Here is a 13,078-nt window from a genome sequence, read left to right as displayed (position 1 = left end):
TATGTTAAAGACCATTGTTAAGAATTTATTTGGAAGCAGAAACGATAGGCTTCTTAAAGACTACGGCAAAAAAGCCCAGCAAATAAATTTATTAGAAGATGCAACTAAAAAACTTAGTGATGCAGCTTTAAAAGCTAAAACTACTGAATTTAAAAAACGACTTAACGAAGGACAAAAGTTAGATGATTTATTAGTTGAGGCTTTTGCTGTTGTAAGAGAGGCAAGTCGACGCGTATTAGAAATGCGTCACTTTGATGTTCAGCTCATCGGTGGCATGGCACTTCACGATGGAAAAATTTCAGAAATGCGAACAGGTGAAGGCAAGACGCTTGTTGCAACCTTACCGATATATCTTAATGCGCTTTTGGGCAAGGGCGTTCATGTAATTACCGTCAATGATTATCTTGCAAAAAGAGATGCGGAATGGATGGGCCAAATTTATAGATTCTTAGGTCTTGAAGTAGGTATTAATTTATCTAATATTTCGAGCGAAGAGAAGAAAAAAGCTTATGAGGCCGACATTACTTATGGTACGAACAATGAATTTGGTTTTGATTACCTAAGAGATAATATGATCTTTTCTAAAGAAGAGCGTGTTCAAAGAAAGCTACATTACGGTTTAGTGGATGAAGTTGACTCGATATTAATTGATGAGGCAAGAACACCTTTAATCATTTCCGGGCAGGCCGAAGATAATGTAGATCTTTATACTAAAATTAATTTAGTTGTTGCAAAGCTTTCAAAACAAAAAACCGAAGAGGAAAGCGGTGACTATTGGATAGATGAAAAGGCACATCAAGTAATTCTATCCGAGATTGGCCATGAGAATGTAGAGAAGCTATTAATTAAGGCAGGTCTATTATCTGAGCAATCGAGCTTATATGATGCAACTAATATCTCACTCGTTCACCATGTTAACGCATCATTAAAAGCAAGAAACCTATTCAATAAAGATCAACATTATGTCGTGAAAGACAATGGTATTATTATTGTCGATGAATTTAGCGGAAGAATGATGCCTGGCCGCAGATGGTCAGAGGGTATCCATCAAGCTGTTGAAGCTAAAGAAGGCGTTGAGATACAAAAAGAGAATCAAACGCTAGCCTCTATTACATTCCAAAATTATTTTAGGATGTATGAGAAATTATCTGGTATGACAGGTACGGCTGATACTGAGGCTTTTGAGTTTAATCAAATCTACGGGCTTGAAACCATCATTATTCCGCCACATCGAACCACGCAAAGAAAAGATATGATGGATAAAGTGTATCGCACTTCACAAGAGAGATATGCTGCGGTAATTGAAGATATTAAAGAATGTCAAAAAATTGATCAGCCAGTATTAGTAGGTACTACTTCGATTGAAAATTCAGAGCTTATTTCAGCATTACTTACAAAAGTAAAATTAAAACATCAAGTATTGAATGCAAAACATCATGAAAAAGAAGCGCACATTATTGCGCAAGCAGGTCGTCCGGGGATGATTACTATCGCGACGAATATGGCAGGTCGAGGAACAGACATTGTGCTTGGCGGGAATATTGAAGCTGATATTCATGAAATTAAGTTAAGCGATAAATTAACTGACAGTAAAAAAGAAAAAGAAATTAAAGAAATTAAGGACGCATGGAAAAAACAAAATAGCTTAGTCGTTAAAGCAGGTGGTCTTCATATTATTGGCACTGAAAGACATGAGTCAAGACGTGTAGATAATCAATTAAGAGGCCGCGCAGGAAGACAGGGGGATCCTGGATCCAGTCGCTTCTATCTATCGTTAGAAGATTCGTTGTTAAGAATATTTGCATCTGATCGAGTATCAGCCATTATGGAAAAGTTAAAAATGCCAGAAGGAGAAGCGATAGAGCATTCATGGGTAACAAAAGCCATTGAAAATGCGCAAAGAAAAGTTGAGGGCCGTAATTTCGATATTAGGAAACAGTTGCTTGAATATGATGATGTTGCGAATGATCAAAGAAAAGTGATTTACGAGCAAAGAAATGAATTGATTGATTCAGACCAAACCGCTGAAACAATTTCAGCAATGAGATCTGATGTTCTTCGTAATCTAGCTCAGAATCATATTCCACAAGGCAGTATGGAAGATATGTGGGATATCCCTTCCTTAGAAAAAGTTTTATTTTTAGACTACGGATTAAGTCTTTCTATCCAAGGATGGATTGAAAAAGAACCTCAGATTGCTATTGAGGAAATTTATGAGAGAGTCATTTCTCTTGCGAATAAGCAATATCAAGAAAAAGAATCTTTAGTGGGTCAGGACGTTATTCGACATTTTGAAAAAACGGTTATGTTACAAAGCATAGATCACCATTGGAGAGAACATTTATCATCTCTTGATCATTTAAGGCAAGGCATACATTTACGTTCTTATGCGCAAAAAAATCCTAAACAAGAATATAAGAAGGAGGCCTTTGAATTATTTGGATATCTTCTAGACACAGTGAAGTCCGAGGTCACTCGTATTACGATGGTCGTAAAGATTAAGGACGAAGCTGAAGTCAATGAGATTGACAAAAAAAATAAAGATGAAGTTAAAAAGTCATCAAGCAAAAAAGCCGACATAGAAAATGGTTTGCCTAAAGTGGGTAGAAACGATCCATGCCCATGTGGAAGCAATAAAAAATATAAACATTGCCACGGCACTTTAGAATAGTTAGAGAAAGACTATTGTGATGACTGAATCACCTTGTATCGGCGTTTGTCTTATCAATAAAGAGCACCACTTTTGCGAAGGGTGCTTTAGAAGCCAAGATGAAATTGCTCAGTGGCTAGCGTTAAGCGATGATCAAAAAAAAGAGATTAATGAATTGGCGTCTGAAAGACAAATTAAGCTTATTTCGTTTTAATTTTTAAGTTTTTTCTTATACTCGCATAAATCATAAATAACACAAACATTGCATTTAGGTTGTCTTGCAATGCACGTATATCTTCCATGAAGTATCAAAAGATGATGCGCATCTTGCAAAAATTCTTTCGGGGTTAATTTAATTAATTTTTTTTCTACCTGAAGTACATTTTCTCCCGGTGCTAAATTAATGCGATTTGCGATCCTAAATATATGTGTATCTACTGCAATAGTTGGCTCGTGAAAAATAGTATTTAAAATTACGTTCGCAGTTTTTCTTCCCACACCAGGAAGCGCCTCTAGTGCTAATCGATCCTGAGGGACTACCCCTTCAAATTCGGCATCGATAATCTTTGCAGTTTCAAGTATGTTCTTAGCTTTTGTTTTATATAGCCCAATTGTTTTTATACAAAGCTCAATATCCTTTAATTGCATTTGAGCAAGTCGTTTTGCGTTAGGTGCTTTATTGAACAACAACAAAGTTGCTTTATTGACTGATTTGTCAGTAGCTTGGGCAGATAATATGACTGAGATTAGAAGCTGGAAGGGTGTCTGATAAATAAGCTCTGTCGTAGGATGGGGTGTGGCTTTAGATAGCAACTCAAAAATCTTAAATCGCTTTTGTGGGTTCATGAGGAAACCTACTAGCGTGCTTCGATATGATTTTTTAATGCAATGAGGCAAGCTAAACTAATAAAAGCTCCTGGAGGAAGAATTGCTAAAAGAAATCCTGGGTAGTCACTAAAAAAATGAATGACAAGATTGCTTGCTGAAGATCCGAAGATAAGGTCAATGCCAGATAACAAAGTACCTTTACCAAAAATTTCTCTCAAAGCACCAAGCACGGCTAGCACCATTGCTAAACCAAGTCCCATATAAAGACCATCGAAAAAAGAAGGGGCTGTATCATTTTTTGCCGCAAAAGATTCAACGCGTGCTAACACAATACAATTAGTTACAATAAGAGGGATAAAAATGCCTAAAGCTTTATAGAGCGGTTCTATAAAAGCGTGAATACTAAAATCAATGATTGTCACAAGTGCCGCTATGATGAGAATAAAAACAGGAACTCGAATTTCTGTGGGTACAAATTTTCTAATAGGAGATATAGAACCATTCGATAAAGCCATGACAAGGGCAGTAGCAATACCAAGGCTCAAGCCATTCACCACAGAGGTTGTCACTGCTAGTGTTGGGCATAGTCCAAGGAGTTGAACTAATCCGGGATTTTGTTTCCATAATCCATCTATTGCAATTTTTTTAATATCACTCATGACGCAAATAGCCTTTTTTTATTTTCTTTGACATAAAGAAGACTTTTATAGGTAGATTTAATGACAGCTCTGGAAGTAATGGTTGCCCCGGACACATAGTCAAAATCACCACCATCCTTTTTTACTGCCCATTCTTTTTCTCCCATTTCATCTAGAGATTTAAGATTAAAGTTTTTAATCCAATGACTTTTGTCAACTTCAATATAATCGCCTAAACCAGGCGTTTCTTTATGTGTAATCACTCTTACACCTAATATTTTATCTTTTTGGTCAACACCCACAAGGGTTTTTATTTCGCCACTATAACCATCGGGAGCTATCGTTTCAATAATCACTGCAATAACCTGATTATTTTTTTTTGCACGATATATATCAATATTTTTTTTGTTTCCGATTAGCGGATTAGGCTCAACAGAAATTGTATCCTTCACTAAATTATTATCATAAAGATTAGACGGAACCACTTGATTTAAAAACATACGCTTTGCTCTTGCATCACTTTCTTCAATAGGAGTTTTTGTGAGGAAATAAGAAATACTCAAAGCTGCTGAAGCAACCAAAGAAAATATAATCATAGCTGATGCAGTTATTGAAACTTTTTTAAAGGAGTCTTTAAACATAAAGTTATTTATGACCGAAAATTCGAGGTTGAGTTAGGCTGTCTATTAGGGGTACAAAAATATTCATAATCAATACAGCAAAAGCAATACCTTCTGGATAACCACCAAAAATTCGAATAATAAAGACCAATAGCCCTATTGCAATACCAAAATATATTTTCCCTTTAGGAGTTGTAGGACCGCTTACAGGATCCGTAATAATAAAAAAGGCACAGAGAATGCTTCCACCACTCATAACATGAAATAGTGGTGAGGCATAGGTATCGGGGGCAATACTATAAAATATTGACGCTATGATAAATAAGCTTGCTAAGAATGAAACTGGTAAATGCCATGAAATAATTTTCTCCTTAAGCAAATAAAGTCCACCTGCAAGATATCCTAGACTGATCAATTCCAAACCCTTGCCTCCAAGAAAGCCAAATATTTTGTTTTGCTGAATGACGCTTAATGATTGGTTTAAAGTGAGTTGGGTCTTGATGTAATCAAGAGGCGTTGCAGAGCTCATAGCATCAATTGTTTCTTTAGATAATAAACTACTATTCATAATAATTTTGATTTGATCAAGCCACTCAATATTATTTTCAATGAGTGAGTTGGGTATTTGCCATTGACTCATAATTAAAGGAAAAGAAATAAGTAAAATTGCATATCCCAACATAGCTGGGTTAAATAAGTTATAGCCAAGTCCACCATAAACATGTTTGCCGAAGGTGATGCAAAGAAGCGTGCCTAACACGATAATCCACCAAGGGGCGATCGATGGAATAGACAGGGCAAGAAGCCACGCAGCTACGAGACCACTGCCGTCCAAAATAAATACCTTGATCGGAAGTTTTCTGATTGCAAGAATAGCGCTTTCAGTCAATATCACAGTGAGCGACGCTAGAAAAATATTTAAAATGACGCCAAGCCCATATGCATAAACATATAAAGCGATACCAGGAATTAAAGCGAGTAAAACTTTGAACATAATGACGCTTACTGAGGGAGCATCTACGATATAAGGCGATCTATTATCCATATTAATTTTTTATATTTTCTTGTTGGGTTTGTTTAACTCTTTCCATGGCCGCTGCAATTGTTGATTTTTTCTCATCATCAGCTTGCTTCTCATTAGCCCCTAGAGCTTTTTGTGCATTTCTTTCAGCACGTTCTTTTTTCTCCCTTTCTATTCTTGCAAGCCTAAAGTCATTTCTCTCTCTAGCAGTGTTTGCAGCTTCTTTTGATTTGTCTTGAGCAATAATCTCACTTTTTGCATATCTATAAAACTGAACAAGAGGAATGTTGCTTGGACATACATAAGTGCAGCAGCCACATTCAATACAGTCGAATAAATTGTAATCTCTGGCTTTTTCAAGCTGAGAAGATTTTGAAAACCAATATAGTTCTTGAGGTTGTAAGTTGACCGGGCAGGCATCTGCACATCGAGCACATCGAATACAAGGCATCACAGGTTTTGGAGCAGGGAATAATTCTGGCGAACTTTCAATGACACAATTCATTGCTTTTGTCACAGGTACATGAATTGATGGTAAATCAAATCCCATCATAGGGCCGCCCATAATAAATTTTTTGGTTTTATTAGAAGAGCCACCTGCAGCAGCTATTAATTCTGATAAAGGTGTTCCGAATAATACCTCATAATTTTGAGGGGCTTTAACAGCCCCTGTAATTGTTACAACGCGGCTGATCGATGGTTCTCCTAATTCAAGATATCTATAGATAGCTGCTACTGTAGCTACGTTAAATACTTGAATACCTAAATCTACAGAACGCTTTTCTTTCGGAACCTCAATACCCATTAAGAGGTAAATGAGTCTTTTTGCATCCCCGCTTGGATACACAGTTGGAACCACTTTAATTTCAATAGTCGTTTTTTGAGCTGCTTTTTTTAGCGCTTCATAGGCTTCAATCTTGTTGTTTTCGATACCGACTACACACTCTTTTGCATCAAGGATAGTTTGGGCAATTAATGCTCCTTGAATAATTTCATCAGCTCTTTCTCTCATTAACATATCGTCACAAGTGATAAATGGTTCACACTCGGCAGCATTGATGACCAAAGTATTGATGGGTTGACTTTGATTTATTTTCAATTTCATGTGGGTTGGAAATACTGCACCACCTAAACCTACAATCCCTGACTGAGAAAGCGCTTCGATTAATTTAGTGCGGTCTAGTTTTTTCCATGAGATAGGCTTTTTTTCAACCCATGTATCTTTAAAATCCGGTTCGATTGTGATACAAAAATCAGGCAGGCCCGATGGATGGGGTAGTATTTCTTCGCTAATCTTTAAGATCTTCCCAGATGTGGGTGCATGGATCGAGGCAGAAATATTACCATCAGCTTCAGCAATAATTTGACCTTTAAGGACTTGATCGCCGGGTTTAACTTTAAGCTTTGCAACACGACCTACATGCTGTCTTAATGGAAGTACTAATTTTTTTGGAATAGGCAATCTTCCAATAGGTAAATTTGTAGATAGCGATTTATTTTCATTGGGGTGAACGCCACCGTTAAATTTAAAAATATTTTTAAATTGCATATAGCTTAAGCCCCATTAGCGTTTTGAATGTTATAGACAGGGTATTTCCATTTCCATGATTGAGAATTTTCAAGGACAGGCTCCATGGTGATGCAATCGACCGGACAAGGAGGTAAACATAATTCGCATCCTGTGCACTCGCTCGCAATGATGGTATGCATTTGTTTCGCAGCACCTAAAATAGCATCAACCGGACACGCTTGAATACAAAGAGTACAACCAATACAAGTTGATTCATCAATCAAGGCAACTGATTTTGGTTTTTGTACACCATGCTCTTGATTGAGCGGTTTAAATTCAACACCCATCAGCTCTGCTAATGCTTTAGCGCCGGTATCGCCCCCTGGAGGGCATTGATTAATATCAGCCTCACCTTTAGCAATAGCAGTTGCATAGGGTTTACAGCCGGGGTAGCCACATTGACCACATTGTGTTTGTGGAAGTATCGCGTCAATTCTTGCGACCATGGGGTCGCCATCTACCTTAAATTTAATCGCTGAATAACCTAAGACCAATCCCAAAAGGACAGCAAGAAAAATCATAACAAGAAGTGCGGTAAACATTAGCGATCCAAACCTGCAAAACCCATAAATGCCAGACTCATAATGGACGCTGTGACAAGAGCTACGGCAGTGCCTTTGAAGGCAGTTGGTATTTCAGCACCATCTAGGCGCTCTCTTAATGATGCAAATAGAATGAGTACTATTGAAAAACCAATCGCACCCCCAAAGCCAAATAATGCTGACTCTATAAGTGTCTGACTTGATTGCGCGTTCAAAAGAGGAATGCCTAATACAGCGCAATTAGTGGTGATAAGAGGGAGAAAAATACCTAATACTTGATAGAGTAAGGGGAAGTTTTTTTCCATCAGCATCTCAGTAAACTGAACAACGCCTGCAATGACTACAATAAATGAAATGGTTCTTAAGTAGATAAGATCATTAGGTTCAAGAAGATAGTGATTAATCGCCCAGCTAGTCATTGAGCCTATAGTTAATACAAAAGCAGTGGCAGCAGACATGCTGATTGATGTTTCTAGTTTCTTAGATACCCCCATAAAAGGGCAAAGCCCTAATATTTTTACTAACACGATATTGTTGACCAATACCGTGCTAATGATGATTAAGAAATAGTGTTGGATCATAAAGATAAATTATACGTTTAAAATTGCTTAAAATATTGATAGGTCAGTTCTCTGACTGTTAAGTCCTTTGGAAGTTTAGGATCTTTTTATTAGCTGAAATATACCAATAATTCTATATTACTTCAAAGAATAAAGTTTTATATTAATATAACTATTTTATATATAGTAAATGATCAATTTTTTTGGTGTTTAGCTATTTAAGTTAAAATAGCGACTTTACTAATTAATAGCCAATCTCATGTCACCTCAAGGCAGTATTGTTGCAATTGTTACCCCTATGTTTCCTGACGAAAGTCTTGATATCGAAGCGCTTCATGGGTTAATTGACTTTCATATTAATGAAGGTACAGATGGTATTGTTATTGTGGGTACAACAGGCGAATCACCCACAGTGAATTATGAAGAACATTGTCAGCTTATTGAAACGACGGTTAAGTACGCTAATAAAAGGATTCCAGTCATAGCGGGTACAGGCGCTAACTCTACACAGGAAGCCATAGACCTTACAAAAGAAGCAAAACGCTTAGGTGCGGATGCTTGTTTGTTAGTCACACCTTATTACAACAAGCCAAATCAAGCAGGACTTTTGCAACACTTTACAAAGATTGCTAATGAGGTTGCTATTGATCAAATTCTTTATAACGTTCCTTCCAGAACAGGCTGTGATTTACAAAACGATACAGTATTAAAATTGAGCGAAATTCCTAATATTGTTGGCGTTAAAGATGCAACAGGAGATATGACTCGGGGTATAGATCTGATTAAGAGATTACCATCTCATTTTTCAATATTAAGTGGGGATGATGCTACCGCTTTGTCCTTTATGCTTCTTGGTGGCAAGGGGGTTATTTCTGTCACAGCAAATGTCGCCCCTAAATTAATGCATGAAATGTGCGCATGTGTCATGTCTAAACAGAACGAAAAAGCTATCGAAATCAACCAGCAATTGTTTTCCCTTCATACAAATCTATTTATAGAGTCGAATCCAATCCCTGTAAAATGGGCACTTAAAATTATGGGTCTTATTAAAGAAGGTATTCGATTACCTTTAGTGGAACTTAATCAAGAGCATCACAAAATTATTCAAACTGCTATGAAGGAAGCTCATATTCAATGAAATTACTCGCGCAAAGCAAATGGTTCTATGCATTACCGTTATTTTTACTCTTGAATGGCTGCGAAAATATTCCTTTTGTAGAGCGAGTCACAGCGCCTGATTATAAAGCGACTGGTAGATCTCGCCCACTAGAAGTGCCTCCTGATTTAACTTCAGCTACAACAAATGATGCATATGCAATCCCTGGTTCCACAAGTTATTCAGATTTTAAAAATGGTCAGCAACAAGATAATGGCCAGCCAAAAATTTTACCTAATCCAGAGGGGATGAAGATTGTAAAAGCGGGGGCTCAAAGATGGCTCGTCGTTAATGCGCCTGCTGAGAAAATTTGGCCTTTGATTCGTGACTTTTGGATAGACATGGGATTTGCCGTAAAAAAAGAAAATCCAGAAGTAGGTGTCATGGAAACTGAGTGGATTAAAGAAGGTGATCTTATGACCAATGATAATAAGGGAACACTTGATAAATTTGACGCATGGCTTGATTCACTTGCATCAGGAACGGCTAACCGTAAAAAGTTTAGAACTCGGCTTGAGCGCGGTCTTCAAGAAGGGACAACTGAAATTTATATGACGCACCGAAGTGTTGATACTGCTCCAGATGACGGTAAAGAAAAAATTCGGACGCCCTACGGAGTTGTGGATATGGGCTATAAAAATGACTCAAAATCTAAAGAAGATTCAAAAGTCGATTCTAGATCTGATGAGTTAGATGCTGAACTTTTACGAAGACTCATGGTGAAACTCGGCCTCGCAGATAAGCGAGCAAAAGAAATTATTGCCGCACCTATCAGCCAAAAGAGAGCTGAAATTAAAAAAGAGGCAGATGGAAGCTCCTCAGTCGAAATTCAAGATCCATTTGACCGCTCGTGGCGCAGAGTTGGCTTGGCATTAGATATCATTGGATTTGTGATCGAAGATAAAGACAGATCAAACGGAATCTATTTTGTAAAATATGCTGATGTTGATATTGATGACAGTCCTAAGAAGAAAAAAGGCGTTCTAGACTCTCTTATGTTCTGGAGTGACGACGATAAAAAAGATAAGCAAGTTAAAGATACAAGTCAAACCAAAGAAAAGCCTTTATCTGAAAGGCTGAAATTCTGGGGCGGTAGTGACAAAGAAAAAACTAATCCAGAAAAACAATATCGCATTAAAATTATCTCTATAGATAACGGTGGCTCTCAAGTTGTGATTGAGTACCAGGACGGTAAGAAAAATACCTCTTCTACCGCAAATCGAATCATCTCGCTTCTTTATGATCAATTAAAATAAAGATGCAATTCGCATCTTTAGGTAGCGGAAGTGCTGGCAATTCATTTGTAGTTAAGCAAAACAAATCACTATTAATGGTGGATTGCGGTTTTGCAATTCAAGATGTCGTATCTAGATTGGATCGACTTAACGAGACCCCTGAAAGTATTACAGGCATTCTCTTAACTCATGAGCATGAAGATCACGTCAAAGGCGCTTTTAAACTAGCAAACAAATTTAAGATTCCCATTTGGCTTTCCTACGGCACTTATAAAATGTGTGAAAAACATATGATTAAATCTTATGAAATTGATTTTCATATGATTGATAGCCACAATGCATTTGAAATAGAAGACTTTACAGTACAGCCCTTTCCAGTTCCTCATGATGCAAGAGAGCCTACTCAATTTACATTGAGCGACGGCAATCGTAAATTAGGCATTTTAACGGATACAGGCTCTTCAACGCCTCATATCGAAAATATGCTCCAGCACCTCGACGCTCTCATTATTGAATTTAATCACGACCTTAATTTGCTTGAATCAAGCGAATATACATTTAGCCTTAAGAAAAGAATCAGTGGCAAATTGGGTCATTTAGACAATCAAACAGCAGCGGATATTTTGGGAAAAATTCAATTTAAACAATTAAAGCATCTCGTGGCAGCTCATCTTAGCGAGAAAAACAATACTGAGAATTTAGTGAAAGAAGCTATTGTAGGAAAAATAGGATGCGAACGGGACTGGATAAAGATTGCAACGCAAGCCGATGGGACGTCGTGGCAAGTGATATAAAAAAAGCCGGTTAGAAACCGGCTTTTTTATTAAAAGAATAGATTAATTATCTATTATTTAGCTTCAGCAGCTGGAGCAGCTTCAGCAGCTGGAGCTGCATCAGCAGCAGGAGCAGCTTCTTCTTTTTTGCCGCAAGCAGTTAAACCAATAGCTAATAGTAAAGCGATAAGTAGTGAACGTGTCATTTTTAATCCTTAAAATTAATGTTGAATTCGGGGTCTATGAACGACTCCCTAGCAAATATTCTACAACAAAATAAGCGAGATAGTTAATATTATTGAATAAAATCAATAAATCCCGAGAGATAGAGGGGTAGCAAGACTATCCCCAAAGCGTTCAAATCCTTTTTGTTCAAAGTAGACTTGATTGAGATTTCTCTATCATTTGCAAGTTGCTTTAGATACATGATGCTCTTCTTATCAGCCTCAATCAGTTCACCATTGATAAAAAAGTTATTTTTTATAAAAAGCATTCTTGTTTTTGGATTAAGTTTCAGCGGTTTTTTTATAAGATCTTTTATAAAGACTTCAGCTGTCATAGATTTGGAAGTCTCGAAAACAGCACCTTCGATTGGCTCTGTGAGTAGTTGACCAATAAAATTATTTATTGAGTTTGTATTCCAGCGTAATTGATTAACAATCCGCTGAATTTTTTTAATCATATTCGAATTAATTTCAGCTGGATTTTTTTGAAGATTTAAATTCGGATCTCTGTAAAGATCATTTTTATTTGTAATGAGGTTATCTTGAATGAAATCTAAAAATTTAGATTGGATCTCAAATGTACCAGGCGCTCTGAAGCCAATAGAATAAGTGAGGCAATCATCACTCTGAGATACGCCCCAGTGACCCACATTTGGTGGTAAATAGAGTAAATCTCCGGGCTTAAGTACCCACGTATTTTTGACCTTAAAATTAGTAATGATCTTAATAGCTGATTTTTTATCTAAAGAAAATTTCTTTTGCTCGCTGATTTTCCATTCTCTTTCGCCTTTTGCCTGAAATAGAAATACATCATAAGAGTCAAAGTGAGGGCCGACACTACCTTTTTTTGTAGCAAAGCTCACCATCAAATCATCAAGACGAGCATAAGGTATAAATTTGAAAAGATTTAAAAATGACTCAGCAAAAGGAAGATGATGGTTCATATTTTGAACAAGTATTGTCCAGGGCGTGTTAATTTTTTTAGGGAGATCTAATTTTTTAAAAGGACCATACTTGACTTGCCAAATACCCCGTTTGAATTCAATCAGACGAGATATTGCATTTTCGTTTTGCGCTATTCTAAAAAGATCTTTTTCTGTAATTGGGGATTTGAAATTCTTAATAGCATCCCTAATTAAAAGAGGTTTTTTTTGCCAATATTTTTTTAGGAAGACATCGTTAGATATTTTTACTAGAATATGATTTTTACGATCTAATCGCATAATATTTATTTAGCCTTATAACTTCCTAAGTTAAAATA

General features: G+C 36.8%; 14 protein-coding genes. 5 read left to right on the top strand and 9 right to left on the bottom strand.

Going from position 1 to position 13,078, the window contains the following annotated elements:
- Window position 1 precedes the first annotated feature (1 nt).
- Both secA and FIT63_RS05505 read left to right on the top strand, forming a co-directional pair.
- Window positions 2–2,671, top strand: coding sequence for a preprotein translocase subunit SecA (gene secA, locus FIT63_RS05510; RefSeq protein WP_140006914.1), 2,670 nt, complete (start codon window positions 2–4; stop codon window positions 2,669–2,671).
- Between the two features lie 19 nt (window positions 2,672–2,690).
- Complete coding sequence (locus tag FIT63_RS05505) at window positions 2,691–2,864, top strand: DUF1289 domain-containing protein (protein WP_082092855.1); 174 nt, start codon at window positions 2,691–2,693, stop codon at window positions 2,862–2,864.
- On the opposite strand, the gene nth is transcribed toward FIT63_RS05505, so the two are convergent.
- The 7 genes from nth to rsxA are packed head-to-tail and all read right to left on the bottom strand — an operon-like array spanning window position 2,861 to window position 8,450.
- Window positions 2,861–3,496 (bottom strand): endonuclease III, encoded by a 636-nt coding sequence (gene nth, locus FIT63_RS05500; protein WP_140006913.1) that lies wholly within the window; start codon window positions 3,494–3,496, stop codon window positions 2,861–2,863. The genes FIT63_RS05505 and nth overlap by 4 nt on opposite strands.
- Window positions 3,497–3,507: 11 nt before the next feature.
- Complete coding sequence (locus tag FIT63_RS05495; RefSeq protein WP_140006912.1) at window positions 3,508–4,137, bottom strand: electron transport complex subunit E; 630 nt, start codon at window positions 4,135–4,137, stop codon at window positions 3,508–3,510.
- Window positions 4,134–4,757 (bottom strand): electron transport complex subunit RsxG, encoded by a 624-nt coding sequence (gene rsxG, locus FIT63_RS05490; RefSeq protein ID WP_140006911.1) that lies wholly within the window; start codon window positions 4,755–4,757, stop codon window positions 4,134–4,136. The genes FIT63_RS05495 and rsxG overlap by 4 nt, the downstream gene beginning before the upstream one ends.
- A gap of 4 nt (window positions 4,758–4,761) precedes the next feature.
- Window positions 4,762–5,781, bottom strand: a complete 1,020-nt coding sequence (locus FIT63_RS05485; RefSeq protein WP_140006910.1) for an RnfABCDGE type electron transport complex subunit D — start codon at window positions 5,779–5,781, stop codon at window positions 4,762–4,764.
- 1 nt (window position 5,782) lies between these two features.
- A complete protein-coding gene (rsxC, locus tag FIT63_RS05480) occupies window positions 5,783–7,306 on the bottom strand; it encodes an electron transport complex subunit RsxC (RefSeq protein ID WP_140006909.1) in 1,524 nt (507 codons plus the stop codon).
- A gap of 5 nt (window positions 7,307–7,311) precedes the next feature.
- Window positions 7,312–7,869 (bottom strand): electron transport complex subunit RsxB, encoded by a 558-nt coding sequence (gene rsxB / locus FIT63_RS05475; RefSeq protein ID WP_046488717.1) that lies wholly within the window; start codon window positions 7,867–7,869, stop codon window positions 7,312–7,314.
- Window positions 7,869–8,450, bottom strand: a complete 582-nt coding sequence (gene rsxA / locus FIT63_RS05470; protein ID WP_046488715.1) for an electron transport complex subunit RsxA — start codon at window positions 8,448–8,450, stop codon at window positions 7,869–7,871. Before rsxA ends, rsxB begins: the two co-directional genes overlap by 1 nt.
- Window positions 8,451–8,688: 238 nt before the next feature.
- On the opposite strand from rsxA, the gene dapA reads away from it, so the two are divergent.
- From dapA to FIT63_RS05455, 3 genes are read left to right on the top strand one after another with little or no spacing between them, the layout of a single operon-like run.
- Window positions 8,689–9,567, top strand: coding sequence for a 4-hydroxy-tetrahydrodipicolinate synthase (dapA, locus tag FIT63_RS05465; RefSeq protein WP_140006908.1), 879 nt, complete (start codon window positions 8,689–8,691; stop codon window positions 9,565–9,567).
- Window positions 9,564–10,841: an outer membrane protein assembly factor BamC gene (bamC, locus tag FIT63_RS05460; protein WP_140006907.1), complete on the top strand. Its 1,278-nt coding sequence runs from the start codon at window positions 9,564–9,566 to the stop codon at window positions 10,839–10,841. Before dapA ends, bamC begins: the two co-directional genes overlap by 4 nt.
- 2 nt (window positions 10,842–10,843) lie before the next feature.
- Window positions 10,844–11,614, top strand: a complete 771-nt coding sequence (locus FIT63_RS05455; protein ID WP_140006906.1) for an MBL fold metallo-hydrolase — start codon at window positions 10,844–10,846, stop codon at window positions 11,612–11,614.
- 53 nt (window positions 11,615–11,667) lie between these two features.
- Here FIT63_RS05455 and FIT63_RS06895 read toward each other — a convergent pair whose 3' ends face one another.
- Window positions 11,668–11,799, bottom strand: a complete 132-nt coding sequence (locus FIT63_RS06895) for a hypothetical protein (RefSeq protein ID WP_262981973.1) — start codon at window positions 11,797–11,799, stop codon at window positions 11,668–11,670.
- 89 nt (window positions 11,800–11,888) lie between these two features.
- Entirely contained in the window at window positions 11,889–13,040 is a 1,152-nt protein-coding gene (locus FIT63_RS05450; protein ID WP_140006905.1) for a JmjC domain-containing protein, read from the bottom strand.
- Window positions 13,041–13,078: the final 38 nt, after the last annotated feature.

Origin of the sequence: Candidatus Methylopumilus planktonicus, assembly GCF_006364715.1 — a bacterium.
GTDB classification, from domain to species: domain Bacteria; phylum Pseudomonadota; class Gammaproteobacteria; order Burkholderiales; family Methylophilaceae; genus Methylopumilus; species Methylopumilus planktonicus_A.
The sequence above is the reverse complement of the archived record's forward strand: the minus strand, read 5'-3'. Positions and strand labels throughout refer to the sequence as shown.

Bases quoted from the DNA above. Each gene is read 5' to 3' on its own strand.
- FIT63_RS05450 (WP_140006905.1), bottom strand. From the start codon at position 13,040: ATGCGATTAGATCGTAAAAATCATATTCTAGTAAAAATATCTAACGAT.
- FIT63_RS05505 (WP_082092855.1), top strand. From the start codon at position 2,691: ATGACTGAATCACCTTGTATCGGCGTTTGTCTTATCAATAAAGAGCAC.
- bamC (WP_140006907.1), top strand. From the start codon at position 9,564: ATGAAATTACTCGCGCAAAGCAAATGGTTCTATGCATTACCGTTATTT.
- rsxG (WP_140006911.1), bottom strand. From the start codon at position 4,757: ATGTTTAAAGACTCCTTTAAAAAAGTTTCAATAACTGCATCAGCTATG.
- rsxB (WP_046488717.1), bottom strand. From the start codon at position 7,869: ATGTTTACCGCACTTCTTGTTATGATTTTTCTTGCTGTCCTTTTGGGA.
- FIT63_RS05485 (WP_140006910.1), bottom strand. From the start codon at position 5,781: ATGGATAATAGATCGCCTTATATCGTAGATGCTCCCTCAGTAAGCGTC.
- FIT63_RS05495 (WP_140006912.1), bottom strand. From the start codon at position 4,137: ATGAGTGATATTAAAAAAATTGCAATAGATGGATTATGGAAACAAAAT.
- nth (WP_140006913.1), bottom strand. From the start codon at position 3,496: ATGAACCCACAAAAGCGATTTAAGATTTTTGAGTTGCTATCTAAAGCC.
- rsxA (WP_046488715.1), bottom strand. From the start codon at position 8,450: ATGATCCAACACTATTTCTTAATCATCATTAGCACGGTATTGGTCAAC.
- FIT63_RS05455 (WP_140006906.1), top strand. From the start codon at position 10,844: ATGCAATTCGCATCTTTAGGTAGCGGAAGTGCTGGCAATTCATTTGTA.
- rsxC (WP_140006909.1), bottom strand. From the start codon at position 7,306: ATGCAATTTAAAAATATTTTTAAATTTAACGGTGGCGTTCACCCCAAT.
- secA (WP_140006914.1), top strand. From the start codon at position 2: ATGTTAAAGACCATTGTTAAGAATTTATTTGGAAGCAGAAACGATAGG.
- dapA (WP_140006908.1), top strand. From the start codon at position 8,689: ATGTCACCTCAAGGCAGTATTGTTGCAATTGTTACCCCTATGTTTCCT.
- FIT63_RS06895 (WP_262981973.1), bottom strand. From the start codon at position 11,799: ATGACACGTTCACTACTTATCGCTTTACTATTAGCTATTGGTTTAACT.